Here is a 26,596-nt window from a genome sequence, read left to right on the forward strand (position 1 = left end):
CACTTCAAAATATGAATCTTGAAGAAAACAAAAAAAAAAAAAAAAAAAACAAGTATTGACATATATGGTTCATTAAGTTATCTTAAATTCATGAAAACCGAATACTCTCAATGATAACGTGTTACCGAAAGGGCATTAGTTATCGAGACGCACAGTATTGTTGCGTTTCGTAGCTAATGCCTTTTTTTATTGCGCTTTAAGGAGGTGGTGTCTACAAGGCACGAAGCCAAGGCCCGGTGCATAAGGAAAGGTTGCAAGGGAAGATTATACTTAGCTGTTTACAAGTAACTCAGTAGGTCTAATTTCAAGGATCGAGGGGGATTTCTCAAAAATGAATACTTCTGCAAGAAAGTCCATATTCGCGCTATTGGCAGTCATACTGATTATGAGCACGCTGGCCGCCTGTTCCGGCGCCAACAAAAACAATACGAACGAACCAAATACTGGCGGGGGACAGACGGAAACGGGCAATGGCAATACCGGCGGCGATCAAGGTCTAAGCGGCGAGTTCGAAATTCAATACTTCGTCGGCGGTTACGGCGATAAGTGGTGGAAGCATGTCATCGGAGAATTCCAGAAGGTGCATCCCAATCTGAAAATCAAGCAATCCGCAGGCTCGCAAATCAACGAGCAGATGAGACCGCGCTGGATTCAAGGCGATCCGCCGGATTTCGTGTACATTGACGGTGCCGGAGCGAACGAAGCTCAGATGATTACGGACGGACAACTGATGGATCTGACCGATTACTTGAAGGATGTGAAAAATAAAGACGGCAAGCGCATTCTGGATCTCGTCATCGGTCAACCGACTGCTTATGATGGCAAAAATTACACGCTTCCGCTCGTCTTCGGCGCTTGGGGCACATTCTACGATAGCGCGTGGTTCAAGGAGAACGGTTGGGAGAAGCCGACAGACTTCGAGAGCTTCATGGCAGTAAGCCAGAAGATCAAAGATGCAGGCGTATCACCTTACATTCATACTGGCGTCTATCCTTACTACATCAATGGCGGCTTGCTCAACTCCGCCATCGTGGCGGAGAACGGCGGCGACCCGTCGATCATTACCCGCATCGCCAATCTGGAGGAAGGCGTATTCAAGAGCGAGCCGGTCATGAAGGCGCTGGACAAAATCGTGCAAATGCGCGACAAAGGCTTCATTGATCCGGGCGCCATCGCTCTGAACCATACCGATTCCCAGATGGCGTTCCTGCAGCACAAGGCCGCTTTCATCCCGAACGGTCTCTGGCTGGAGAACGAGATGAGCAACGACATTCCGGAAGGCTTCGCGTTCGATTACATTCCGTCCATCATGCAGAACAAAGGGGAGAAGTATATCGCCATCCCTTATACGAATACAGTCGCAATCGCGAAGAAAGCAAAAAATCCGGAAGCGGCAAAGGCATTCCTGGAGTTCATCTTCACGGAGCAGTTCGCAGTAGACTGGGCGGAGATGACCGGCGCCATCATGAACGTGAAGGCCGATCTGGAAAGCTCCTCCGCAAGTCAAATCGTGAAAAATGCGATGGGCTACTTCAACAGCGAGGATATCGTCGTAGCTCCGGTACTCGTCGTCAACGCGGACGTGGAGAAAGCTCTGCAAGACGGCATCGTGGCATTGCTGGACAAGCGGATTACGCCTGAGGAATGGGCGGACAGACTGGAGAAGGCTGCAGCCGCAGCCAGATAAGTGTAAACCGACTTGGGGCTGGGAGGAGCGATTTTGCTCTTCCGGCCCCGATATTACGCAAGGGGCGTGAGCATATCATGACTGGTCATACTCAACAGCTGAAACGAACCTTGTTCATTTTGGCTTTCACCGTTCCCACCTTGGTGCTGTTCGGCATATTTACAGCCTATCCGCTGCTGCGAGGACTGTATATCAGCTTCTTCAAGTGGTCCGGTTACTCCGGCAATATGGAGTTCATCGGCATCGACAATTACAAGCGCATGTTCCAGGATGACATCGTGGGGACAGCGATCTACAACGACTACTTCCTCGTGTTCTGGAAAGTCATTCTCATCCTGCTGATCGCCACCTTCCTGGCCGTTGCGCTTACGCGGATGAACATCAAGCGAACCGGCGTGTTCCGCGTCATCCTCTTCTTCCCCAATCTGATCTCCGTCGTCGTAATTGGGGTATTGTGGCGCTATATTTACAATCCGACGGATATCGGCTTCCTGAACGCCTTCTTGTCCATCTTCACGAGCGAGCCGGTCAAGACGGTCTGGCTGGGGCAGACGGATACAGCGATGTGGGCGATATTGGCGCCGGCTGTATGGGCGGGTATCGGCTTCTATATGATCCTGCTTATGGCCGCCATTATGAACATCCCGGAGTCGCTCTATGAAGCGTCGAATATCGACGGTGCGACACGATGGCATCAGTTCAAGCATATTACGATTCCGCTGATTTGGGAGCAACTCAAAGTATCGCTCATTCACATCGTCATTACGACGCTGAACGGCTCCTTCATCATCGTCTGGCTTATGACGGAAGGCGGTCCCGACAATTCCACGCAAGTGATGGGCACGTATCTGTACCAGATGGGCTTCAAGCAATACCATATGGGCTATGCCTCGGCGATCGGCGCGCTCATTCTCGTGCTTACGCTCGTCACATCCCTTATTCTGAACCGCGTCATGAAGCGGGATATCATTCAAATGTAGGAGGCGATTCCTGTGCGATTAACAAGAAAAGAAGCAACGGCTACCTGGATCGTCCGCCTGCTTGTCCTGCTGTGGTCGGTCGCTGTCGTCTATCCGCTTGTCTGGACCCTGTTCTCTTCGCTTAAGGACAACAAGCAGTTTTATCAGAACAAGCCATGGGCACTGCCGGAAATTCCGCTGCAATGGTCGAACTTCTCTTATGTATGGACGGAATATCACTTCGGAGGCTATTTCCTCAACTCCATCATTGTGACCGCCGCAAGCACGGTTCTGGCATTAGTGCTGTCGGCGATGACGGCGTACGTTATCGCGCGCTTCCCGTTCAAGGGCAGCAACGTGCTCTACTTCGTCTATATATCCGCGATGATGATTCCGCTCATCCTTAGCTTGATCCCGTTGTTCTTCCTGCTCGACAGCATGGGGCTGACGAACAACCTGCTCGGACTTATCCTCGTCTACGCTGCCACTTCCCTTCCGTTCGGCATCTTCGTCTTAACGGCATTCTACAAGTCCTTGCCGAAGGAGATGGAAGAAGCGGCGTCCATCGACGGAAGCTCGCATGCGGGCACGTTCTTCCGCATAATGCTGCCGCTGTCCAAGCCGGGGCTCATTACCGTCACGATCATGAACATTCTGGTCATCTGGAATGAGTATATACTTGCGACTGTCATCATGAACGATCCGACGGAGCGAATCTATACGTTGCCTGTAGGCATAGCCGTTATGCAAGGGGAGATGCAGTATCGTACGGAGTGGGGACCACTGTTCGCGGGTCTGATGATCTCGATGATTCCCGTCATCATCCTCTACTCGCTGTTCCAACGGCAGATTTCCAGCGGCATTACGGCAGGCGCAGTGAAATAAAGAACAGGCTTCAATTGTGCCCATTGGACAATTGCGGCCTGTTCCATTACTTCCGCCAATGCTTCAGCACAAACCACAAATTCGCGGGCCTCTCCGCCAGTCTGCGTATGAAATAGCCGAACCAGTCTTCGCCGAAGGGCACATATACCCTCACCTTGCAGCCATCCTTCACAAGCCGGTTCTGCAGTTCTTCCCCGATACCATACAGCATCTGATACTCATAGCGGCTGTCCGGTATGCCCTGCTGAGCCATCCAATCCCTTGCTTGCCCGATCAGTATCTCATCATGTGTCGCAATCGCCGTATATCCTTCCGAAGACAGGTGCGCCATGGCCAGACGAAGATAAGCGCTATCTACATCCCGCTTGTCTGGATAAGCGACGTCCGGCCGCTCCTTGTACGCGCCTTTCACCAGTCTGACATTGGCACCGCTGCGGCCGAGAGCCTTCAAGTCTTCCGGAGATCGGCGCAAGTAAGCTTGTATAACGACGCCGACGCCGGGAAATTCCCCGCTGAGCTTGTCATACAAGCGAAGCGTCCTCTCACACCGCTTGGAATCCTCCATATCGATTCTGACGAAAATGCCGTATTCCGCCGCTCGCTGCAATATCGCACGCATGTAATTCTCGCATGCTGTCGTATCGAGATCGAGGCCAAGACTGGTCAGCTTCAGCGACAGATTGCCGTCTACGCCGGAATGGTGCAGCGCATCCAATGTCTTCAGACACATCTCCGCCGCTCTGGCCGCATCTCTGGCCGACCCGGCGTATTCTCCCAAATGGTCGAGCGTGGCGAGCTTCCCTTCCTTGTTCAGCCGCCGCACCGTCGCTATCGCCTCTGTCAGCCCCGTTCCCGCCACGTAGCGCCGCGCTCCGAGACGCATGCCGTGCTTGCGCATCAGCCTGGACAAGGCCGCATTCCTTCCTGCGGCCAGCAGCAGCTTCCTGAGCAGCGCCTCCATCATAGGCGACCACCGCCGCCGATTCCCAGCCGCTTGCCCAGCAGCGTCGCCGCAAGCTCCGTGGCGAGCAGCGCCGTCCGCTCTTGACTGGCGGCCAGCGGATTGACCTCGACGATATCCATCGACTGAATGCGTCCCGATTCCCCCAGCCGCTCCAGCGCGCCGCGCACTTCGCGGAAGGTAAGACCACCAGGCACGGGAGTGCCCACAGCCGGCGCCTCCAGCGGGTCCAGCGCGTCCATGTCGAGGCTGAGATGAATGGCGTCCGTCCCGTCCCCCGCCAGAGCAAGCGCTTGTTCCGCTGCCGTATGAATTCCCATCCGGTCGATGTCGTCGACCGTCAGGCAGTGAATGCCGTGCGCGGCAATCATCGCTTTCTCTCCTTCGTCCAGCTCGCGTGCGCCCAGCAGCACGATGCGCGAAGGTTGGATGCCGCAGCTCACGCCCGGCATATCGGTCAGCTTATACTTCGACAAGCCGGCAGCGACCGCGAGCACCATGCCGTGCGCATTGCCCGACGGGGATGTCATCTCCGTATTGCAATCGCCGTGGGCGTCGATCCAGATGACGCCCAGCTTGCGGCGCTGCCGAAGCAGTCCGGCCAGCGAGCCGATCGAGACGCTGTGATCCCCGCCGAGCACAAGCGGGAACGCTCCGTCTCGCACCGCGCTGGCGACCGCCGCAGCCACTTGCCCAGCCATGTCGCGCACTTCGCCGAAGTGCTTCATCCCGGCAGCGCTTTCCATCTGCACCACGCCGTCTCCATCGACCCTATCGTCAATGTCTTCAATACCGTCAATACCGTCCTCATCGACCCTGTAGTCTATGCCGTCCCCACCGTCCTCACCTTCACCACTGTCACCATCATCGCCGCTGCCCCCACGTTCACTACTGTCACTATCATCGCCGTCAGCACTGTCACCATCTTCCACATCGACAACATGCGATTCAAGCCGGTACCCCAGTCGTTCCAACTTATTCAGCAGTCCCGCTTGCAGCAGCGCGTCAGGTCCAAGCTCCGCTCCCCCCATGCTCCCGCCCCGTCCGAAGGGTACCTGGATGCATGCCACACGTTTTCCGCTCATCGGTGACTGCAGAACCTTCGCGAGCCTTGCGATCGCCCAATCGATCTCTTCCTCCGTAATCGTAAGCGGCGGAGCCAGCCTGATTGTTGTCTCATGCGTCTCCTTGCACAGCAGACCTTCTCGCATCAATTGCTCGCAGTAGGACCTCGCAGACTCATGCAGCTGCAGGCCGATCAGCAGACCACGCCCTCGAATATCGGCGATAAGCGAACTGTCCACTTGCCCCAGCCTGTCCCTGAAGTACCGGCCAAGCAGTTCCGCCCGCTCTGCGAGCCGCTCGTCCTCCATCACATCCAGCGCAGCTTCCGCCACAGCGCAAGCAAGCGGATTGCCGCCGAAGGTGGAGCCGTGCGAGCCCGGCCCGAATACCTCCATCACCTCATCGTCCGCCGCAATGGCGGAGATCGGCATCACGCCGCCTCCCAGCGCTTTCCCCATCACATAGATATCCGGCGTTACCCCTTCCCAATCGGATGCGAACCGTCTGCCGGTGCGACCGAAGCCCGTCTGGATTTCGTCGGCTATGAGCAGTACCCCATTCTCCGCGCATAGCTTGGCGACTTGGGCCAAATAGCCGGCCGGCGGAACGACGACGCCCGCTTCGCCTTGAATCGGTTCAATGAGCAGTGCTGCCGTGTTAGGCGTGATAGCTCTCTTCAATTCGTCAATATGGCCGTACTCGACTTCCTTGAAGCCGGGGGTGAAGGGGCCGAACTGTTCCTTGCAGGAGGCTGTGGAGGAGAATGACGTGATCGTAATCGTCCTGCCGTGGAAGTTGCCGGAGCAGACGATGATCTCCGCTTCGTTCTCCGGAATTCCCTTATGTCTGTAAGTCCAGCGGCGGGCTGCCTTCAGTGCCGTCTCCACCGCTTCGGCACCCGTATTCATGGCAAGAATGCGGGACTTGCCCGTATATTCGGCCAGTTTCCGATAGAAGCGGCCTGACACATCGTTGTGGAAGGCGCGTGAGGTAAGAGTCACCTTGTCCGCTTGCCGCTTAAGCGCTGCTATCATGCGGGGATGACGATGTCCGTGATTCAGGGCGGAATAAGCGCTAAGCATATCCATATACTTGCGGCCTTCGGGGTCCGTCACCCATACCCCTTCCGCTTCAGCGATTACAATCGGAAGAGAATGGTAATTGTGCGCAGCATACCGTTCAGTCATCGCGATGACTTCTAACGTGGACGGATTCGGCATCGTCGTAACCTCCTCAATCAGGAATAGTTACTCCATCCTATTCAGCAGGAGCCCGATACGAGACAGGAATAAATCAACCTGACGGTGGACAGGCGGCTTCGACGCTCGTTCGCGCAATTTATATTTTTACGGGGCTATGTGACTAAAATGAGCGATAGCGCCTACTTTTCGGCGGTACGAGGCTCACTTGGCGGGGCTATGTGACTAAAATGAGCGATAGCGCACTATTTCCACTTCTTTTCCGAGTCTATGTGACCATTTTGAGCGATAGCTCCTACTGTTCGGCGGTACGAGGCTCACTTGGCAGGGCTATGTGACTAAAATGAGCGATAGCGCACACTTTTCTCAACTTTTCCGAGTCTATGTAACCATTTTGAGCGATAGCTCCTGCTTTTCAGCGGTATGAGGCTCGCTTGGCGGGGCTATGTGACTAAAATGAGCGATAGCGCACACTTTTCTCAACTTTTCCGAGTCTATGTGAGCATTTTGAGCGATAAGTCCTTACTTGTTTTAGTTAGTACCTAAGTAATAACGCACGCCCATTCTGGGCCGATTAAGCTCTGTGGCAACCGCTACGTCCACTCGTGCATCACTGACCTTCCATTCCACCTCCGTTATCCACAGTTCAGACTAAGTGCAACATTACCTAACAAGCGACAAACCTCTAGCGAGGCCTTTCGAAGATGAGCGACCTAAAGATTGCAAAGCAAACTCGCTTCGAAAGGATACGGTGGGTTAATAAATAAGGCTATCTCCATAAGAATGGAAATAGCCTCAATGGCGATTCTTAGGCACAGCATCCTGCGTTATGCTTCCATATTACCAGGAGCGCAGCGATGCGTCAGAGCTCTCTGGAAATAGTCGTCCAGACGCTCCAGTCCGAATTCTTCAATGATATCGTCAACCGTAAATTCGTCCGTTTCGCTCGTCAGCAATACGGAGCCGAGTAAGCCTGGATCATGAATACCGATCTTCGTTCCATACTGTTGCTTCATGCGATTAAAATGTTCTTCATTATAATCGATATGAATGACGGCGCAATCGAGATTAACCGTTCTTGTGACGAATGAGTAGTAATTCGTGCTGGCTCCGATCAACTCGCCTACCGGAGAAATAATCGAATTGGGGGCGGGCGGATAGACAGCTCCTGCGAAATGGGTGCGGCAGGAATATGCCCAATAGTTTTGCATGAGTCCTCCGTGATAAGCCGAATTGAATACGATCAGATCCGGCTGTTCCTTCACGTACTTCAGCCTTAACTCATCAAAGTTCAGGTCGAAGCAGATGGCGAAGGCGACGCGCCCGAAGTCGGTTTGAATAACGGGCGCAGCCTTGCCGTAATACGTATTGTGCAGCGTACGCTCTTCTATGACGAGGTGGTTTTTGCAATAGATGCCCGCCACCTGACCGTTACGGTCGAGTAGCTGTGTTGCGTTGCGCCAGGAGCCGTCCTCCATCTCCATATGAGCGGAATAAGTGATGTAGCATTGATGCTCCCTGGCTGTTTCGGCGAAAAAATCGCGAATTTGACTTTGCCGCTGCCGGTAGAAGGCAACGCGCCGCTCGGTCGGGTAACTGCTCTTGGAGGGACGATCGCAATATTCCGGCAGCACGATCAAGTCCGGCTTCTCCGGCAGCACCCATTCCAGTTGTCTCCGCCAATGCGCGATCATCAGTTCTACCGCTGCTTGCAAATCGAGGGCAGGATCGATCGCATAGGGAGCCGCCGACAGGCAGCTGATTTTCACATAGTTAGCCATAATATTTCATTCCTCCGAACCTTCTGCCTTGTACAATACGTACGTGACAAATATACACTGCTTATTTTTCCACTGTTATTGATAAAGCTCAAAATCATCGAGATACAGCGTTCCGCCTTCGAAGAAGCCATTGACCGTTACAGCCAGCTTCACTTGCGCGACCGTTTTCCCGTCAATATCATCCGGTACCATATCGATAATCCGAACCTGATCCCATACTCCCTTCACCGCAGCAAAAGCTCTGCTTTCGCTTTTGACGGAAGACAGCACATTCCCCTCCGCATCCAAATAATTCAGCGTAATGAAGATCGTACCCACCGAGTTTGTGTCCTGTGTGACAAAATAATCAAACTTGGACGTAATCAAACCGGGCTGTACAGGCAAGGTTTGGTGCAAGCTGCCATAATAGAAATTATGGACATAGACACTCGCGTTACCCGAAGATACATGCTGAGGATTCTCGATACGTTCAAATGTGCCGAAATTCAAAATCGTCTCGTCCCAGCCGGAAGCAGCATCCGTTCCTGCCTCAAATGACGAATTGGCATTAAGAAATTGACCATTCATGACGTTCAGCAGCATTGATGCGTAATTTTTAACCTCCGGCGTTTCCCCGTTCACTTCCAAATAGGATACTTGATTCGAAACGGGCCCGCCGCTTGGTTCTTGTTGTCTCATATATTCGATGATGTGCCAGAAGAAATTCGGATTCCATCCCGACCACATCAAATTCTTTTCTTTCGTTGGACTCCACGGATGTTTAAGAAACGGGTCTTCGGCAAATTCACCTACAAGTTGGAGACGCTTCTCGGCAAAATGCAGTTTTTCTTGAAAAGCTAATGAGTCGTCCAACAATTGCAACGCTTCCGTTTCATTGGCAGGCACTTGGCCGATAGATGGAAAGCTTAATACCGATGCCTCATAGTATTCGAAAGCGCGTAGAATCAGCTCGGCACGTTTCTGTTGTTGTACGGTCCCCGCTTTCGCTACGACAGCTTCCAATAGCCCTCGGCTTGTCGCAATATCTTCGGCATTGATCAGATTGACGTAGGCAGGCAAATTAAAAGCCAGATAGGTCGTATTCTTGCGGCTGTTAAACCAAGCGCTGTCGACAATCCGTTCTGTCCAAAACTGTTCCCAATGATCATAATAGGCTTTAAGATCGGCGGCAGCTTCCGGCCCCACGGCCCTGACGTACCATTCGTCAAGAAGCGAAGCAACATTCTGTTCCGGGTCCCATAACAGTTTGCTCATCAACCATGCCTTCGGTCCTTCTCCCCAATTCGGGTATGCTTCCGTTACGTAGGCATTCAATCCGTTATCGATTCCCAATCGAATGTAATCGGCAAAATGATGATTGTATATCCGCGGTACCAGATAAGGCGTTCCGTAGGTGTAATCGTAATAAGCAATATTGTCCGCTTTGGCATGCCAGGCATCCATCATGGCCTCGCCATTGGATAGAACAGTACTATCCACCCACGCCATCCGATCTTTGGTCAAATAAGGAACGACGCGCGGATGGAGTTCGAACGAAGGCGGATCGTTCACTTCTTGATAAGCAAGCACGCCAAACCATTTGTCGGGATATACGTTCAATACCGCTGTTGCCACCTGATTTACCCATTCGTAATAAATATCGGACATATCAATAAGTCCAAGCGAATTCGTTGTGCCGGGAAAATGGGGATGATCCGCCTCCTGCTCGCAATAACCGCCATTATCATTTACCGCCAGGGATACACTGTCTTGATCCGGATTGTTGTTGAAGTAGTTCAATACCCAATCCACTGCAACCTGTACCGTGGCCGGTTCGGAGAAACACGGCTGCCAGCCATAGGTGATGCCGTCACTTGAAGGGATATAGCGCCCCCCGTCTCTTAACGGATAATATTCAGGATTGGTTGTTCCGTATTGGGACGGCAGGAACATTTTATACACATTATGTCTGAACCCGGCTGTACGCGGATACAAGCGATTGCGAAGACCCCATTCGTATTGCTCTTCACCGAATGAAATATAGTGAATCGGCGACATGGTACGCGATTGAATGGCCGGTACCTGTACAACTTCTTCACGCGGGATCGTCAACTCGGCGAATAGCGGCACATCCTCTCCGTCCGGTCCCGGGAACAACCATCGTATACCGAGATACCGTTCCAGAAATTCATACACGCCATTCCCTGTCCCTCGCCTCGTCGGTCCAATGATGAATACGCCATCCGCATTCGTTCGAATGACAAATCCTTCGTCATCCAACTCGTTCGCCTGATTATATAGATCGGCATTCCCGCTCGGAATTCCCTTGCCGATATAGATTCGGGCATATTCGTCGTAAGCATTCCCATATGCCGACAGTTCCTCTGCCGTCATGACCGGCAAGCGAGCGCCCGTCGATTTTTCCACATACTCGACCAATGTATCTGCTTCATCATGCGCGTATACAACTTCTTCAAACCCGGGGTTGATCAGCAGGTTAGATCCGTCGCCGTTCACTTGCGTAAGCGCAGCGTCATCAAAGTATGCATTTCGTGTGCCGGAAATATTGGTATAGAGAAGCACGGAAGCGTAAGTGGCGCTCGCAGGGGCCAACCGTGTTACCGAGAGAGTTGACCATTGCTCCGCAATCTTGCCCGAACCTGCTAAAGTGTCAATCCGGACTTTGTTGGCATCGTAATAATATAACAGAAGATACACAGGGTTACTTGCAGGATTATCTGTCTCCATAAAGTACTGGACGCTTGCTGTGTAACTTTCACCGGGGATGACTTCAATAAGATCACTGATCGCTCCATAATCTTTATTCGCTTCAGCGTCGTTGATCATCAAACTGTAAGTTCCCGAATTCGTGTTGGACGATTCAATAGAAAATTGCTTGTGGGTGCGCCCTGCATAATTGTTCCACCCCGGCAGACCCTCTTCCAGATTTCGCTCCTCTTCGGCAACGACTACCACCGCCCGGGCTTGCCCTTCCTCAACCAATACAAGCGGTGGTTCTATTGATGCGGGTATCACGAACGTTGACGCCGAAACAAATTCCGCCCCTTTGTAAGAAACACTGTAGACGACCTCAAGCTCCGAACTCCCGGAAGCAAGCGGCGGTACGGCAAATGTCGCGATCTTGGTTGGCGACCCCCAGGCATACGAAGTCGGAGCAACGACTTCCGCTTCCCCTCCGTTCACCTGGCGTTGAATCGTAAAATCGCTTATTTCCGGCTTTCCCCCACGCGGCTGCTTGTTGAACTTGACGTTAATCGTACCGTTGTCTGCAGTGGCTGCAATAATGACCCTTTGATTGTTGCCCTGACCATTCCCATGCTCGTTCTCCGCCTGCGCAGAGCCGAGCGAAATGCCGGGAAAGACAACTAGCATACACATGACAAGCAAAATGGATAAAAATGATTTCGATCTGCCGATTCTCACCATATCCCCTCCTGTAAAGGTTGGTACATTCCGATAACATCGTCTACCCTTTGACCGCACCGAGCGTAGCGCCTTCCATTATCCATCGCTGGAAAAATAAGAATGCCAAGACGGAAGGCACCATTGCAATCACCACGCCGGCGAACAACGTCACCCAATCCGCCGTATACTGCATCATCTGATTGGCATGATACATGTTGACCCCGATCGTATGCTTCTTCTGGTCGCTCAAATAAATATACGGAGCCAGGAAATTATTGTACAAGGCCAGAAACTTGAATATCGCCACGGTCACAATGCCCGGAGCGGACAGAGGGACAATGATGCGCATAAACACTTGCATCAGCGTCGCGCCATCCATAAAGGCGCTCTCCTCCAACTCTTTTGGAAGCGATTGCATAAAGCCTCCCAGAAGCATCAGGAAAAATACGTTTTCCCCCAGGCTATCCAGCAAAACCAATCCGGTCAGGCTGTTGGTCAGGCCAAGATCCCGCATCAGCACGTATTGGGGAACCAACGCATTGATACCGGGAAGAAACAAGGAGATCATAATGATACCCCATACGAGCTTGCGTCCCTTGAACGTCATCCGTGTCAACACATAAGCGTTCAACGTCGTTAAAAATGTGCTGATCAGCAGCGTAACCCCGACGTAATATAACGTGTTCAGCATCGAAGAAGCGAGACCGTATTTATCCCAGGCTTTTTGATAGTTCACCCATTCCAGCTTCTCCGGCCAGCTCCATACATCCTGGAAGAACTCCCGGTTCGTCTTCAGCGACTCGTAGAGCATCCAGATTAAAGGAAACAGAATGGTAGCCGACCACAAGATCAACAGCACATACCAAAATACATCCACCATCGTTCTCTTTTCTGTCAATTTGTCTCTCTCCAATCTGTCGATAGCGCGATCAGAATTCTACCGATTTATTGCCGGTCCACTTGTCAATCGCCCACTTGGCCGTAATCAAGATCACGAACAGAAGCATGCCGATCGCAGAGGCGTACCCATAATTTCGATATTCGGAACCGAAAGCGATATTGAACATGTACAAGCCGATAACGTCGGTCGAGCCCGAAGGGCCTCCATTCGTTAAAATTAATATTTTCTCGAAGCCTTTCAACTGGCCGATGACAAGGAATAGCAGGCTCACCCTGACTATGGGCATAATGAGCGGAATCGTAATCGTGAACAGCCTGCTCATATGACCCGCTCCTTCAAGAATGGCAGCCTCGTACAGCGACTTCGGAATCGTAACCATAGCGTTGATAAAAATAATTAAATAAAAGCCTACCCCCGCCCATACATATGGCGGCACAACTGCCCAAATGGCCGTTCCGGACTCGCCAAGCCAATAAAATTGACCGACATCGATCCCGATTACCCGAAGGCCTTCATTAAGCAGTCCAAAGCTGCCGTCGTAGATGAAAGCCCACATTAAAGCGACAACTACGGTCGAAAGCACATTCGGGAAGAAGAACAACACTTTGAATGCGCCGCTTCCCTTGTATTGCTTGTTGACGATCAAGTAGGCCAGGAACAGGGCGATCAGAATGACCAATGGCGGAATAACGGCCATGAAAAACAGATTGTGAACAAGCGCCCTCCATACGTACGGGTCTTCGAACAAACGTATAAAGTTGGCAAGGCCGACAAACTTCGGATCTGTAATGCCATCCCATTCCAGCAACGCATAATAGACGGACAGCACATTCGGATACAACGTGAACAGCAAGTATCCGCCGAATGCCGGCACAAGCGCAAGCAGGATAAACGTCCATTTCTGAGCATTCGCCTTCTTCGACCAGCCGCTTCGCGATAAAGATTTTTTTTCAAGTACAGCAGATTCCCTCAACGATGTCCCCCCAATGGAAGAGCGCGGCCGCAAGAGCGCTTTCTCCGGCCGCCCGCTCATTTACTTTTGTGCTGCAACGGCCTTTTTCAGCAAATCCTCTGCTTCCCTCAAGACGGATTCAGGTTCTTGCTTGCCGGAAGCTATATTGTTCAGAGCCTCCAGGACAAGCTTCTTCGCTTGCTCTGCGCCAGGGTCAGACAGTGTGACGTTGCGAGAGCCGGACTCGCTCCTCGTATTATTGGCACTCATGAAGGCCATCGTCTCTTTAATGACTCCCGGCAGCTGCTCCGCTCTGGTCTGATCGCTCATGTAGTCGCTGCGGATCGGAACCGATCCCGCCTTTTCGCCCAATTGCTGTTGAACATCCAGGTTCCACATCCAGACGATGAATTCTTTCGCCCATTTCTTGTTCAGTTCCGGCTTGGCCGCCCATATATAATACTGACCTCTTGCCGCTTGGCGAATCCAGTTCGTGTCATCCGGAGAATCGCCTGTCGGCACGCTCATATATCCCCATCGGAAACCTTCCGGAGTAGAATCCTTCATCTCATTTTCGACCCATATGCCTGTGGATACCATTGCCGCATGGCCCTGGAGCAGTTGCATCTGCGATTGCGTATGCGACAACGCCGCAACCCCTTGCGGGAACGTGCCTTTCTTGCCCAGTTCATATATGCGGTTGTGCATATCGATGCTTTCCGGGGATGCGTAATACGGCGTTTTATATTCGCGGTAATCGCTATCAAACGCTTTCAAATTGCCGCGCGATTCCGCTCTCTCAAAAAACTTGTGAAATCCGAAGCTGTAGTACAAATAGTCGGGATACTTGCCGGGGTACGTAATTGGAATCATATCTTTAGCCTTTATGTCGTCGACCAGCTTCAAAAATTCATCCCACGTTTTCGGATTCTGATTCCAGCCGTTTTCTTCGAACAGCGACTTGTTGAAATAAAGCCCCGTCCCGCTAAGCACGATTGGCATCGCATAGGTTTTCCCATTGATTTTGTCATTGGTATCGGCCGCTCCTGATTGGGCTAACTCTCTTAGCGTCTTGCCGTTGCCGTCATACGCCTTGCGCTCCCACAAGTCATCCTGCGGCTCCAGCTTTCCCCCATTGGCCAAATTGACGGCGTCACCCGGGCTTGGCAAAACGTAGGAGAAAATATCGAACATGTCGTCGTCGTTGCCCGCCGCGATTTTCGTGCCGGTTATCGTTTTGATAGTCGGCGAGTAGGTCGTGACGAAGCTTACATTCGGGAACTTCTGCGTAAAGGTGTCGATTGCGTAATCGATCCACTCTCTGGCCATCCCGTTTTCCCAATAGGCAAATTTCAAAGTGACCTTCTCGTCCTTGGGCAAGCCGTTCTCTGGATACACACTCGCCGTTTCGTTTACGGCTTCTGGCGTATTGCCGGCTCCCTCCGTCGCCTTCGGATTGTTCCCGCCCTCGCTGCTGCAAGCCGCGACAGTAAATAATAGTAGCATGCAGCTTGCCATGATCGATGCTTTCTTCCTCATGCTTTTCAACACAAACCCCTCCTGTAAATGATTGATCGGAACATGGCCAAAGTATCATGGGAGGATCAATAGCGTAAATAGCTCATTCGCTCGTCTATAGACAATAAGGAGAAAAGCCAGGCATACTGGACAATCGACATTTTTTCTCCTATAGACAAAACTCCCCATTGCCGCGCCAAAACAACGAATATAGCCCGAACCGGCGAGGTTCGAGCTATTCTTGCGTTTTGCGAAATTGTCCGGGCGTCAGACCCGTCTGTTTTTTGAATACACGGATAAATGTCAACGCCTGCGAATAACCGACGCGAGCGGCAATATGCTGTACCGGCTCATCCGATTCCAGCAGCAATCGCTTCGCCTCTTCGATTCGCACCTCTGTGACGTACTCGACGAATTTGACCCCGGAGTCTTCCCGGAACAGCCGCCCCAGATACTTGGCGCTTAGTCCGAACACATCGCCCAGATGAGTAAGCGACAAATCTTCGTTATCGTAATGGGCGTCGATGTACGCTTTCATATTTTGCACAAGCTGATGGGAGGATTTATTATCGCGTTGCTCCGCCATCCGCGCATGCGTTCGGCGCAAAATGCTTCGAATCTGGCCGAACATCGGGCCAAGCGTTTCCTGACAGCGGAGAACCTCCTTCAATTCGATGTAGACGTCTTCTTCCCATACGGCCCTTAATTCGTCCGGAAGCTCGTTCATTTCCTTCTGAAGATGATCGACCAGCACATTCATCAAATTAAACAAGTCTTCGCGCGCATACAATTGCTCCTTCAAGCTGCCATGAAGATCATCGATGTACATCTCCCATGCCGAGTCTCCGGCCCGGAAGGCCTGACAGAAGGAGCGTATACTCTGCAGCTGACGAAATACCTCTCCCTTCGGCTTCGAGCTCGTATCCTCCGGCATCAAGATGCGATTATCGCCCAGAGAGGATTTGAATGCCACAGTATGCATCGCACTGCGGAACGACTCATATGTCCAGGCAATCCCCTCCACCGACTTGCCAATGCCTATGGTGACCGTAAAATCAAGATTGTCGCTCACCCAGGCACGCAGCTTCTCGCAGTAGTATTCCGTTTCCTCCGCGCCCCGCTCCGGGTCATCGTACAGGAACAGCAGGGCCAACTGATTTTTGCTTGTCCATTCCGTCCATATCGTATAAGGCCGGTCTTCAAAAATTTCAAGCGTAACGGAGCTAAGAACATCCTTAAGCAGATGATAATCGCGATTATATTGCTTCACAAAATCGCTATACCTGTCAATTTCAATGATTGCGACCCGCGCTGAAGCAACTGGAATCGTTATGCCGGCGTGAAGCAGTTCCTGCTTCCAATCCATTCTTCGCTGAGAAGCCGCCTCATCCATGAGCGTTAGAAACAGATGCCTTTTACGGTAAACCAGGTTTTTACGATCACGCTCCTGAAGGAGACTGGATTCATCCAGCAAATTCTCGATTGTAGCGCTGATGAATTGAATCTCGTCCGTCATCGTCTGTGGCATAGTGGCTTCAGGCTTCGGAACCGAGCCTGCGATTCGTTCCGCGATAAGCTGAATCGGCCTGTAATTTCGTTTGGTCACATACAGAATCCAGACGATCCCGGAGACAATAAGCGCAAAGCCAAGAGCAATCCATACATAGAACAACGAAGAAATAAGCTCGGCAACGGCCCCGTTTCTGCTCCCGCTGTGAACTGTCCAGCCGGTATACGGGGACACGGATTCCGCTATAACCTTGCCATGCCTTTTCGAGGAAGACGCGGCCGATTCGGAGCCTGCGCTGTTGGAAGAGATCAATCCGCTATTTCGATCCCTCAGCTCTACGAACGTCGTTTCCTTGTCCGACATGCTTTCGATCAGCTCTTGAAGCCGGTTCGTATCGACGTTAACGACAATCAGGCTGAAATCGAATAGATTCGTGTATTTGACCAGGCTAACGACACTTTTCTCTTCTCCCGCCACTCCCATGCCTTGAGGAAGCCGCCGCGCCATCCAGCGGAACGGCTCTTTGCTATTGACCAGGCTGCCCAACAGCTCTCGGTCCGGAAACGCTTCCAAAGTGGTCGCTGTCGATGCCGTCACCACCGTTCTGTCAGGCGTATTATACAAGTAGACTGAATCGATCAGCGAATTAGTCGACATCAGCTCTTTAATCGCGGATACCGCCTGAATGTTTGCATATTGACGATCGGACGGTGAAGCAACATCGAAGAAAGCGATGATTCTGGCGTTATTCTGCAGCTCATTCAGCAGAGCAGCGTCGATTCCCCCGAGCGTATGATCGATCATTTTCGTAATGTTTCCAGTAAGCGCCTCGTTCGATTTGACCGCGGATTTTTTGGACAGCTCATTAATTGTCAGGTACGTAATGAATAACAGACTTAAGCTGATGACGAAAAAAACGGGCAAATAGGATAACAACAGCTTATAAAACCAGTTTTTTCGCATGATGCCCTCCTCTTGCAAGCCCCGAACGGGATAGACTTCCTCTATTATGCACAACATTGACATGATTAGGCAATCCGGCAGCGGCAAGAGAACGGATCATTTCTTCTATTGCATGCGAAAGGGCCGGTTCACTTGAACCAGCCCTTCTCCTTGAATCGCGTGATCGCTTCTATTCGATTGCTGACGCCTAATTTATCCAGAATGACGGAGATGTAGTTGCGTACCGTTCCCGTTGTGAGGAACAGCTCGTCGGCAATCTCCTTCGTGTTCTTGCCGTCGGCAACAAGACCGAGCACTTCCTTCTCCCGTTCGGTGAGCGGGTTGTCGCCGCTGCCGCTATAGGCTTCGTCCATCAGTTCGGAAGCGTATGTGCGCCGCCCCGCCATGACGCTGCGAATGGAATCGGCCAGTTCCTCGCTTGGGCTGTCCTTCAGCAGATAACCGCTCACGCCCGCCTTCAAGGCGCGCTCGAAATAACCCGCTCTGGCGAAGGTCGTCAATATAATGATCTTGCAGCCTTGCCCCTTCAGCTCTTCCGCCGCCTCCAGGCCGCTCTTCGCCGGCATCTCAATATCCATGATGCATACATCCGGCTTCAGCTGATGCACAAGTCTAATCGCTTCCTCGCCATTGCCCGCCCTGCCGACGACCTGCATATCGTCCTCCAGGTCAAGCAAGGAAGCAAGCGCCCCCAGCAGCATCCGCTGATCTTCCGCTATGACGATCGATATCATAAGTCCAGCTCCTTCACGGGTTGTTTCGCGACATGGGGCACTCGCATCGTCACGGCCGTCCCATCTCCCGATTCTATGGCCAGACTGCCGTTGACGAACTCCAGCCGCTCTTTCATTCCCCGCAGCCCGTTGCCGCGATAGAAGTCACTCTTCATATCCATTCCCGTCCCATTATCCTGCAGCTTCAAGATCAACTCCGTATCCGTCGATTGAATCGTGATCAGACACTTCGTCGCCCCGCTGTGCTTGACTACATTCGTGACCGCTTCCTTCAAGCACATGCTGAGTACGCTCTCGTTCAGCACCGTCGTGTTCTTCAGCTTGGGATCGCCTTCCAGCTCCAGCTCGATGCCAGCAGCCCGAAGAATCTGACGGATGGGATACAGCTCCTCGTCCAGCCGTGCGCCCCGCATCTTGGTCACCATCTCGCGCACTTCCTTAAGCGCCGTTCTCGCCGTCTGCTGCACATCGCCAATCTCCGCTTGCGCCCGATCCGGCTCCCTGTGAACAAGCTTCGCGGCCAGATCGCTCTTCAAGCCGATCAGAGACAGCTTCTGGCCAAGCGTATCGTGCAGGTCTCTGGCGATGCGCTGTCTCTCCTCCAGCTTCACCAGCTCCGAGATCCGCTTGTTCGCATCCTCCAGCTGCCCTTCCAGCTGCCCTTGCTTCTTCTGGTTGTACGTATTGAACGGAAGCAGAATGACGACGATCAGGCTGATCAGAATAAAGGGGAACTGCGTGAAGAACATTTGCGTCTGTGTCGCAAAGCCATAGTTGATCGTAATGAAGGTACTGATCAGATGAATAATATACAGTGTGTAGAAGCCTGCTTTATTCTGAATATTGCCGATAAAAAAAGCTAGAAATATCGAGAAGTATACGTAGCTGTAAAGCAGCGTCATTGCCACGGAAATAATAATCTGCACGCTCGTCCAAAAGTAAACAAGCCATCCCTTCGACACAAAGGACAGTCTATAGCATATAAAAAACAGGCCGATCATGACGATGCCCGCAACGACCTCAGGCGTTGAGGAGGAGCGGAATATGAAATAGAACGGCAGGATGCAAAATACGATCCACACATACGGACTCAGACCCGTATTGCGATGAAAAATTTGATACCACTTGTTCATGGGCCGTCTGTCCGTACTCATTCCGCTCCACCTCGCATCCTTAAAACATGATACAATCCGCCAAACCGCATTCCCTATATCCATCATGCCAGCAATATTGCTCATGCACTACTCTACTTGCAGTCGGCAAAATCCTGCCGGCTATCGGCAGGATTTTCAACGTCAATAGCTATCGCTATTGTACCACATTATTAGCTGGCCTTCGGCTCGCCCAGCTTGCCCTTGCCGATCCTTGAAGCTTGCTTCAGGCGATGCCTCGCCTGTCTGAAGCTGACGAACCGTTTGTCTTCTTCATCCCACAGCCGGAATTTCAGCGACTCCAAACTCTGGAGGATATTAATGGTAGTCGCCTTATGAAGCGGCGGCGTAGCTTCATGCGCTTCTTCCAGCTTGTAATTCGGCACCTTCGGGCTGAGATGGTGCACATGATGGAAGCCGATATTGCCCGTCAGCCATTGCAGCACCTTGGGAAGCCTGTAGAACGAGCTGCCGTCCACAGCGGCCTTCACGTAGCTCCATTCCTCTTCATGCTCGAAGTAGCTGTCCTCGAACTGATGCTGCACATAGAACAGCCAGATACCCAGTACGCCGGACAGATAGAAGATAGGCCCCTGCACTAGCAGCATATCCTTCCAGCCGATTGCCCACCCAAGCAAGCCATAGACAGCTACAATCAGTACATTCATGAGATAGGTGTTCATGCGCTCCTTCTTGCGCGCTCCCTTGCGGTTAAAGCGGTATTGCAGCAGGAATACGTAGATTGGGCCCAGTCCGAACATGACAAGAGGATTGCGGTAGATCCGATAAGTAAGCTTCGTCAGCCAAGATGCCGACGCGTACTCCTCCACGGTCAAAATCCATAAATCGCCCACGCCGCGCTTGTCCAGATTGCTGCTCGTCGCGTGATGGATGGCATGAGCATTCTTCCATTGCTGATAGGGAACAAATGTGATGACACCCGTTATAATGCCCATGACGTCATTGGCGCGCTTGCTCCGGAAGAACGAGCCGTGACAGCAATCGTGAAAAATAATGAACGTCCGGATCACAAAGCCCGCGGCAACAACGCCGATGGCAAGTGTAAGCCAGTATGAGATGGACAAGCAATAATAAGCCGCATACCATAGCACTGCAAGCGGCAACAATGTATTGAACAGCTGTCTTACGCTGAGGCCAAGTTCATTTTTTTCGTAAGGCATGACACTTTTTTTCAATTGCACCTGCTTCGGATCTACCATGTCAGTCTTCCTCCTTTAGTCTCTATCCTTATTGTAGAAAATATCCCCCTCCTCCGAGTAGTCATAAACGTCAAGTGGCCTATATGACAAATGTCATATAGGCCACTGGGTATGATGCAAAATATAGGAATTAAGCCCAAATTAAGAAGAGAGAATCGGCATTCCTTCCGACTATTGGACCAGGATCGGTCAGCTCAAGTCCCGCGACTTGCTGTCAGTATTGCCCATCATATAGGGATACAGGAGAATGAGTCCCGCGATGAAAAGAATCAATGCGAAGTAGGCGGGCAGCAGATGAATAAAGTCAGTATAGCCGATTCGAATATGTACGCTGAAGCCGGCATAGAAGCCGGGCGCTCCGCCAAGCAGCAGCGTCCACCACAGCCATCTGGCCCCTTGCGTGATGCCCCACAGCGCGATGATCAGAATCGCGAGCGCATCGCACAACAACGCTCCGCCGAACCCGGCGCGATCATGGGCGATCAATGACATCAGCTTCGGATTGATCGCGTTCAGCGCCTCCGGTGTGGTGCACAAGTAAGCCAAGTCCGTCTTCACGAATACATGCGTAATGCCTACGCCTGCAATGATGGCTCCTCCCGCCGCCAGTGCGAATCCCAATATGACGAAGCACAGCTGTCCCCACATCGCCATACGCCACGTTCGGTCATTGTGAAGATTGACAGGCTTCCAGCTTGGCAGATCCTTATGGCCCCGCAAGGAGAGCAGGAACAGTGGAAGCAGCACCGCCGCAGCAAGCGCATGGAGCGGATCGAAATAACCGTAGCCCAAATAAAGAAAAAAGCTGGCGAACCCGACTGACGCCGATGTGATAAGCGCCGTTCGCGCCCAATGCTGTCCGGCTCTAAGTCCGTATCGCGCCAAGCCGTAGTAAAGAATGCCGATCGACAGCATGGTGCCGGCCAGCGTGATGCGATCATGGGACATGAAATAGAGCAAATAGCGATTGGCGCCGACGACGTCCGCCGCCGTCATGCCCAGAAAGGCCGTATCGTATGGAAGGAGAACGTTGGTTGCGCCAATCTGCCATGCGATCAGACCCCCGATAATCATTCCGATGCCAAGCAGGCACATCCAGCCCCAATTGCGCCAGAAGGAGGGCGGCTTCGGCTCATCCGAGCGGCTCACCTTCTCATAGATGACGGCTTCATTGATTCGCTTGGGCAGTCCGGGACCTGCATACACCAAGCCGCTGTGAAGCATAATGCCGTTCGCGCCCGCCTTCAGCAGCCGGAGCGCATCGCTGGGCTGATGTACGCCCGCTCCCGCTTTTACGGCTATGTCCGGTCCGAAAGTCTCACGAATCAGCTTCACCTTGTCCACAGCCAGCGTTAAGCCGTTCCGGCCAACCTCCACGGCATAATCGGCAGTTGCCTGTGTCCGCTTCACCGATGGCGTCCAAGCGGTCTCCTGCCCGTAAAGGTCGCTGGATTCCGCCTGCCCCTCTAATGATTTGCCAGAACCATCCTCGTCGCTGCACCGTTCTTCTCCAGTCCGACTATACTCGCCGATGACTATGCCATCCCATAACTTGCCCCCAGACCTTCCCAATAGCTCCAGCATACGCCCATTAGGCAAATCCAGCGGAAGATATAAATATAACGGCATCGTTATCGCCAGTTGCTCCACCAATCCCTGCAGCTGCTGATAGATCGCCAGGACGTCATGCCACGAACGGTCTGAGGAGGCAATATCGATATAACATCCCGCCGCCGCACCGCTTGCTTCGAACTTGGCCAGCAGCTTTCCCAACTGCTCCAGCGCATCCTCGGGCGGAGCATTCGGCATAGGCGCAATACGTACGAATTGGGGGAGCCTATGGCCCGGCTGCTGTATCCGATTCGCTATCGCCTCGACGCCATCGTTCTCGAAGTATGACGGATACCGAATTCGCTCCGAAAGGGAATCGTTCCCAATTGGTTCGTCGCTCTTGATAGGCACTGTTGTGATCGGCCCATGCTCGATCCAGCCAATGCCGAATTGCGCCAGCGCTCGATGCGCGATGCCGCCGGGATCGACCCCGCCGGACACCCCTACCGGCGCGACAACATCAACACCGCCAATATTCCTCTCGAGCAGTGGCGACAGCTCCATATGGCCCAATGTACGGATGACGAATGATCCGCCGGGGATACGGCTGATCGCGCCAATCGCCCCCAGCGTGAAAGCCCGGCTAGCTCTCGCCGGCAGTCGGAACAAGAGCGGGCGAAACAAAGTTTGATAAGACCAGTCCGGCAACCCGATTCCCTCCTTGCTTGTACACTCGTTGCTTTTCACTTATATCGGCCAATATCTTGCCGTGCATTATTTTTCCGGACGTTCGATGTGAACTTTTTCACACAAGACCATCTTATCACGCTTCGCTCAACCTCTTCACTATCCTTCTATTCAGGAGCATCTTTGCGCCCATTCGCCAACCTCATCACTATCCCGTCTACTCAGGAATCTAACTTTGTATACTCCTGTGTCAAGGGGAGAGTGGAACCATTCCGTTTCAATACTATGCTTTTTCGCATGCTCCTGAACCAAGGGGAGAGTGAGGTCATTCTGCTTCAAGACCAAGCTACCCACGACAGCACAAACTAATACCTTCCCAGACAGGAAAAGCGGGCCGACATATCGTCAAGCCCGCTCGCTTCATCCCACTTCCACTCAGATCGCCCATTCGCCTTGGCGGAATACAGGAACGACCGTACCATCGTCCTGTATGCCATCGATGTCCATGTCGGCGGAACCAATCATAAAGTCATTATGCGTAATGCTCGCATTCACGCCATGCTGCTCCAGTTCCTCCGGCGACATCGTCTTGCCGCCCTCCAGGTTAAAGGCATAGCCGCTGCCGATGGCCAGATGGTTGGATGCATTCTCGTCGAACAACGTATTGTAGAACAGCACGCCGGACTGCGAGATGGGGGACTTGTGAGGCACTAGCGCCACTTCACCCAAATAATGCGCGCCTTCATCCGTCTCCACCAACTGCTTCAGGAACTCCTCGCCTTCCTCAGCCTCCGCTTTCACGATTCGGCCGTTCTCGAACGTAAGCTTGAAGCGGTCGATGATGTTCCCGCCGTAGCTGAGCGGCTTCGTGCTGGACACATAACCGTTCGTCCCGGACTTGTACGGTACGGTGAATACTTCCTCCGTCGGCATATTGGCCATGAACATGTGTCCGGCTTCGTTCTCGCTGCTTGCCGACACCCATATATGCTTCTCCGGCAGCTCCACGATCAAGTCAGTGCCGGGAGCGCGGTAATGCAGCTTGCGGAAGCGGCGTTCGTTAAGCTTCTCGGCCTGCTTATGCAGCGTATCGTTATGATCGCTCCATGCTTGCACCGGATCGGCCGCATCCAGGCGGACCGAGCGGAAGATCGCTTCCCACAGCTTATTAACGGCTTCCTCAGGGGAAGCGTCAGGGAATACCTTCTCCGCCCATTCCTGACCAGCTCCGGCTACAACTGTCCAGCTGACCTTGTCGGCCTGCATCGCTCTGCGGAACTCCTTCAACGCTCCGCCGGATGCCTTCTGGAACGCGGAGATGCGCTGGGACGGGATTCCCTTCAAGGAGTCCGGACTGGACGATACGAGACTGATGAACACCGCACGGCGCTCCAGGAATGCGGTACGCTTAGCCGCTTCCCACTCTGGATACTTGGCGAATATTTCCTCCGCCGCGTTCTCATATTTCAAGCGGGACAATTTATCGTCTGTCCAATCCACATGAACGTTGTCGGCTCCGGCATTATACGCCTTGGCCGCAACCAGTCTTACCAGATCTGCCATCTCGACAGCTCCCGTAACGAAGACGTGCTGCCCCTTCTGCACATTCACTCCCGTACGAACGATGAGCTCTGCATATTTTTCCAATTGCGCTTTCCATGCTTGTGTCATATGTACATCTCCTTGCCTTAATATCGTTCAAACCTGATTTCTGTTGTTTGCACTATTATAGTATATCATTCCGCGCCAAATAATTTCACCTGCATGGGCTATTCCGAAGATGAATATGTATTTGATACAATAAGGAAGATTTAACCTTCCGCAGCATGACACCATATTAATCGATACAAGGGGGACTGCCCAATTGGAACAACTTATATTATCCGTCAAGCAGCACTTATCCGAGCATTATGAAATCTATATCCGCATTACCCTCAGCGCCGTACTCGGCTTCCTGATCGGTTGGGACAGGGAGGCCAAGCACAAGCCAGCCGGGTTAAAAACGTATATGTATGTATGCGTTGCCAGCGCGCTTATAACGCTTATCTCCATATACAGCGTCGAGAAATTCAGTCAAATTACCGAAAGAATTATGATGGACCCGATGCGCCTGACGGCTCAGATTGTATCCGGGCTAGGCTTCCTTGGCGCTGGAGTCATCCTGAAGAACGGGCTTCAAGTAAAAGGACTCACTTCCGCCGCCATGATTCTATTCGCCGGAGGTGTCGGCATCGGCATCGGGGCAGGCTTCTACGCTTTCGTTATCTTCGCGGTATTGCTGTCATCGTTGCTGGCACGCTTAGGCAATCTGATGGAGAAGCGTAAATACAGGCGCAGCAGTCAAGAAGACATATTCGAGGAAGTCGACGACGACACTTCGCACTCCAGTTCAATTTAGCTATGCTGCTCATCCCCATACCATCGCAAGGCCGCTGCCAGCTCATCTTCGACGGCCCTTCTCAGCTCCTGCGGAGACAGAATGGCTATGCCCGCTCCGAAGCCGAGCGCAATCTCGCAGGCCGAATCCAGCGTCTCGAACAACACCTCGGCCTCCACCCAACCTCCGTCAAGAGGCTTCCGCTTCTGCACGGAGACGAATCGCGCCGCGCCAAGCCGCTCGATAGCTTCCAGCCTGATCTTCACTGTTGCCGGGTACCTGGGCAATCTTTCCTTGAAGCGCGCTACAGATTGCTCCCAATATTCCGACAGCCTGAAGCCACGCCACGGCGAGAACGCCTCCGCCAGCTTCTCCGCCCCGACCAGCCGGGATATACGGTAGGTGCGCAGCTTGCTGCTGTCCAGGCCGATCTCTCTGTCCGTATCGGAATCTACAGCTGCTACAAGGTACCAAATGCTCCCCTTGGCCACAAGTCCCAGAGGGCACACTGCCCGCTGGGACTCTTCACCGTCCCGCTTGTAGGTCAGCTGCAACCGCCGCTCCTCCCATACAGCCTCCTGTACGAGAGACAGACAAGGTACCGCTTCCCGGGAATGCCCCGATTGATGCCATCCTGCACCGTCAATATGGATCTTGTCCCTTGCGGCAGCCGCATCGCTTCTGGCTGCGACAGACACGGCAGCAAGAAGCTTCTGCAGTGCATCCTCCAACTGCTTCTCCCTTCCCAGGTCGTTCAGCAGCTGCGAATTGCCGGCCAACAACAGCGCGACAACCTCATCCCCCCGCATGCCGGTCAAGGTTGTACGGTAACCTTCCGACAGCTGCCACCCCCCTTGAGAGCCGCGTTCGGCATAGACCGGAATGCCGGAGCCGCTCAATTCATCCATATCGCGCAATACGGTGCGCTTCGATACTTCAAGACGCTCGGCCAATTGCTCCGTCGTCAGCTTTCCTTCATTTTGCAGCCATAATAAGATCGATAGAAGTCTACCGGCTCGCATGTCATCCCCGCCTGTCCCGTAATTTGCTCCGTCTTCACGCTATTATTATATCTCATCATATATGACAG

18 protein-coding genes are annotated in these 26,596 nt (G+C 52.6%); 4 read left to right on the forward strand and 14 right to left on the reverse strand.

Translation table 11 applies throughout. From position 1 onward, the window contains the following. Positions 1 to 331: 331 nt before the first annotated feature. The 3 genes from M6D81_RS17870 (at position 332) to M6D81_RS17880 (ending at position 3,531) form a co-directional block, all read left to right on the forward strand. The gene (locus M6D81_RS17870; protein WP_262678284.1) at positions 332 to 1,687 is read left to right on the forward strand and encodes an extracellular solute-binding protein; all 1,356 of its coding nucleotides are present in this window, start codon (positions 332 to 334) and stop codon (positions 1,685 to 1,687) included. Between the two features lie 77 nt (positions 1,688 to 1,764). Next, positions 1,765 to 2,667, forward strand: a complete 903-nt coding sequence (locus M6D81_RS17875) for a carbohydrate ABC transporter permease (protein WP_262678285.1) — start codon at positions 1,765 to 1,767, stop codon at positions 2,665 to 2,667. 12 nt (positions 2,668 to 2,679) lie between these two features. Further along, entirely contained in the window at positions 2,680 to 3,531 is an 852-nt protein-coding gene (locus tag M6D81_RS17880; protein ID WP_262678286.1) for a carbohydrate ABC transporter permease, read from the forward strand. 46 nt (positions 3,532 to 3,577) lie between these two features. On the opposite strand, the gene M6D81_RS17885 is transcribed toward M6D81_RS17880, so the two are convergent. The 13 genes from M6D81_RS17885 to M6D81_RS17950 all read right to left on the reverse strand — a co-directional run bounded on the left by M6D81_RS17885 (position 3,578) and on the right by M6D81_RS17950 (position 24,800). Continuing rightward, entirely contained in the window at positions 3,578 to 4,495 is a 918-nt protein-coding gene (locus M6D81_RS17885; protein WP_317259142.1) for a proline dehydrogenase family protein, read from the reverse strand. Further along, complete coding sequence (gene rocD / locus M6D81_RS31850) at positions 4,492 to 6,777, reverse strand: ornithine--oxo-acid transaminase (RefSeq protein ID WP_410795754.1); 2,286 nt, start codon at positions 6,775 to 6,777, stop codon at positions 4,492 to 4,494. The genes M6D81_RS17885 and rocD overlap by 4 nt, the downstream gene beginning before the upstream one ends. 806 nt (positions 6,778 to 7,583) lie before the next feature. Continuing rightward, complete coding sequence (locus tag M6D81_RS17900) at positions 7,584 to 8,537, reverse strand: carbon-nitrogen hydrolase family protein (RefSeq protein ID WP_262678287.1); 954 nt, start codon at positions 8,535 to 8,537, stop codon at positions 7,584 to 7,586. A gap of 75 nt (positions 8,538 to 8,612) precedes the next feature. Next, a complete protein-coding gene (locus M6D81_RS17905; RefSeq protein WP_262678288.1) occupies positions 8,613 to 11,963 on the reverse strand; it encodes a DUF4838 domain-containing protein in 3,351 nt (1,116 codons plus the stop codon). Positions 11,964 to 12,003: 40 nt separating this feature from the next. Continuing rightward, positions 12,004 to 12,840: a carbohydrate ABC transporter permease gene (locus M6D81_RS17910; RefSeq protein WP_262678289.1), complete on the reverse strand. Its 837-nt coding sequence runs from the start codon at positions 12,838 to 12,840 to the stop codon at positions 12,004 to 12,006. A gap of 31 nt (positions 12,841 to 12,871) precedes the next feature. Next, positions 12,872 to 13,816, reverse strand: coding sequence for a carbohydrate ABC transporter permease (locus M6D81_RS17915; RefSeq protein ID WP_262678290.1), 945 nt, complete (start codon positions 13,814 to 13,816; stop codon positions 12,872 to 12,874). Positions 13,817 to 13,876: 60 nt separating this feature from the next. Further along, positions 13,877 to 15,334: an extracellular solute-binding protein gene (locus M6D81_RS17920; protein ID WP_262678367.1), complete on the reverse strand. Its 1,458-nt coding sequence runs from the start codon at positions 15,332 to 15,334 to the stop codon at positions 13,877 to 13,879. 214 nt (positions 15,335 to 15,548) lie between these two features. Continuing rightward, the gene (locus M6D81_RS17925; protein ID WP_262678291.1) at positions 15,549 to 17,786 is read right to left on the reverse strand and encodes a helix-turn-helix domain-containing protein; all 2,238 of its coding nucleotides are present in this window, start codon (positions 17,784 to 17,786) and stop codon (positions 15,549 to 15,551) included. A 128-nt stretch (positions 17,787 to 17,914) separates the two neighbouring features. Further along, the gene (locus M6D81_RS17930; protein WP_262678292.1) at positions 17,915 to 18,520 is read right to left on the reverse strand and encodes a response regulator transcription factor; all 606 of its coding nucleotides are present in this window, start codon (positions 18,518 to 18,520) and stop codon (positions 17,915 to 17,917) included. Then, on the reverse strand, positions 18,517 to 19,653 hold the full coding sequence (locus M6D81_RS17935; protein WP_262678368.1) for a sensor histidine kinase: 1,137 nt from the start codon (positions 19,651 to 19,653) through the stop codon (positions 18,517 to 18,519). Before M6D81_RS17935 ends, M6D81_RS17930 begins: the two co-directional genes overlap by 4 nt. Positions 19,654 to 19,844: 191 nt before the next feature. Further along, on the reverse strand, positions 19,845 to 20,891 hold the full coding sequence (desA, locus tag M6D81_RS17940; RefSeq protein ID WP_317259143.1) for a Delta(5) desaturase DesA: 1,047 nt from the start codon (positions 20,889 to 20,891) through the stop codon (positions 19,845 to 19,847). A 189-nt stretch (positions 20,892 to 21,080) separates the two neighbouring features. Beyond that, complete coding sequence (locus M6D81_RS17945; protein WP_262678293.1) at positions 21,081 to 23,150, reverse strand: dihydroorotate dehydrogenase; 2,070 nt, start codon at positions 23,148 to 23,150, stop codon at positions 21,081 to 21,083. A 414-nt stretch (positions 23,151 to 23,564) separates the two neighbouring features. Next, positions 23,565 to 24,800, reverse strand: a complete 1,236-nt coding sequence (locus M6D81_RS17950; RefSeq protein ID WP_262678294.1) for an aminopeptidase — start codon at positions 24,798 to 24,800, stop codon at positions 23,565 to 23,567. A gap of 193 nt (positions 24,801 to 24,993) precedes the next feature. On the opposite strand from M6D81_RS17950, the gene M6D81_RS17955 reads away from it, so the two are divergent. After that, positions 24,994 to 25,527 carry an MgtC/SapB family protein gene (locus M6D81_RS17955; RefSeq protein ID WP_262678295.1) on the forward strand — a complete coding sequence of 178 codons (534 nt, stop codon included), beginning with the start codon at positions 24,994 to 24,996 and terminating at the stop codon, positions 25,525 to 25,527. Here M6D81_RS17955 and M6D81_RS17960 read toward each other — a convergent pair. Further along, positions 25,524 to 26,528 carry a helix-turn-helix transcriptional regulator gene (locus M6D81_RS17960; RefSeq protein WP_262678296.1) on the reverse strand — a complete coding sequence of 335 codons (1,005 nt, stop codon included), beginning with the start codon at positions 26,526 to 26,528 and terminating at the stop codon, positions 25,524 to 25,526. The two genes, M6D81_RS17955 and M6D81_RS17960, sit on opposite strands and share 4 nt — an antisense overlap. Positions 26,529 to 26,596: the final 68 nt, after the last annotated feature.

The sequence above is a fragment of the Paenibacillus sp. J5C2022 genome, assembly GCF_025567625.1.
Taxonomy (GTDB): Bacteria; Bacillota; Bacilli; order Paenibacillales; family Paenibacillaceae; genus Pristimantibacillus.

Coding starts and splice junctions, on each gene's coding strand:
- M6D81_RS17905 (WP_262678288.1), bottom strand. CDS start 11,963: ATGGTGAGAATCGGCAGATCGAAATCATTTTTATCCATTTTGCTTGTC.
- M6D81_RS17885 (WP_317259142.1), bottom strand. CDS start 4,495: ATGATGGAGGCGCTGCTCAGGAAGCTGCTGCTGGCCGCAGGAAGGAAT.
- M6D81_RS17935 (WP_262678368.1), bottom strand. CDS start 19,653: ATGAACAAGTGGTATCAAATTTTTCATCGCAATACGGGTCTGAGTCCG.
- M6D81_RS17925 (WP_262678291.1), bottom strand. CDS start 17,786: ATGCGAAAAAACTGGTTTTATAAGCTGTTGTTATCCTATTTGCCCGTT.
- M6D81_RS17870 (WP_262678284.1), top strand. CDS start 332: ATGAATACTTCTGCAAGAAAGTCCATATTCGCGCTATTGGCAGTCATA.
- rocD (WP_410795754.1), bottom strand. CDS start 6,777: ATGCCGAATCCGTCCACGTTAGAAGTCATCGCGATGACTGAACGGTAT.
- M6D81_RS17950 (WP_262678294.1), bottom strand. CDS start 24,800: ATGACACAAGCATGGAAAGCGCAATTGGAAAAATATGCAGAGCTCATC.
- M6D81_RS17900 (WP_262678287.1), bottom strand. CDS start 8,537: ATGGCTAACTATGTGAAAATCAGCTGCCTGTCGGCGGCTCCCTATGCG.
- M6D81_RS17875 (WP_262678285.1), top strand. CDS start 1,765: ATGACTGGTCATACTCAACAGCTGAAACGAACCTTGTTCATTTTGGCT.
- desA (WP_317259143.1), bottom strand. CDS start 20,891: ATGGTAGATCCGAAGCAGGTGCAATTGAAAAAAAGTGTCATGCCTTAC.
- M6D81_RS17920 (WP_262678367.1), bottom strand. CDS start 15,334: ATGAGGAAGAAAGCATCGATCATGGCAAGCTGCATGCTACTATTATTT.
- M6D81_RS17930 (WP_262678292.1), bottom strand. CDS start 18,520: ATGATATCGATCGTCATAGCGGAAGATCAGCGGATGCTGCTGGGGGCG.
- M6D81_RS17960 (WP_262678296.1), bottom strand. CDS start 26,528: ATGCGAGCCGGTAGACTTCTATCGATCTTATTATGGCTGCAAAATGAA.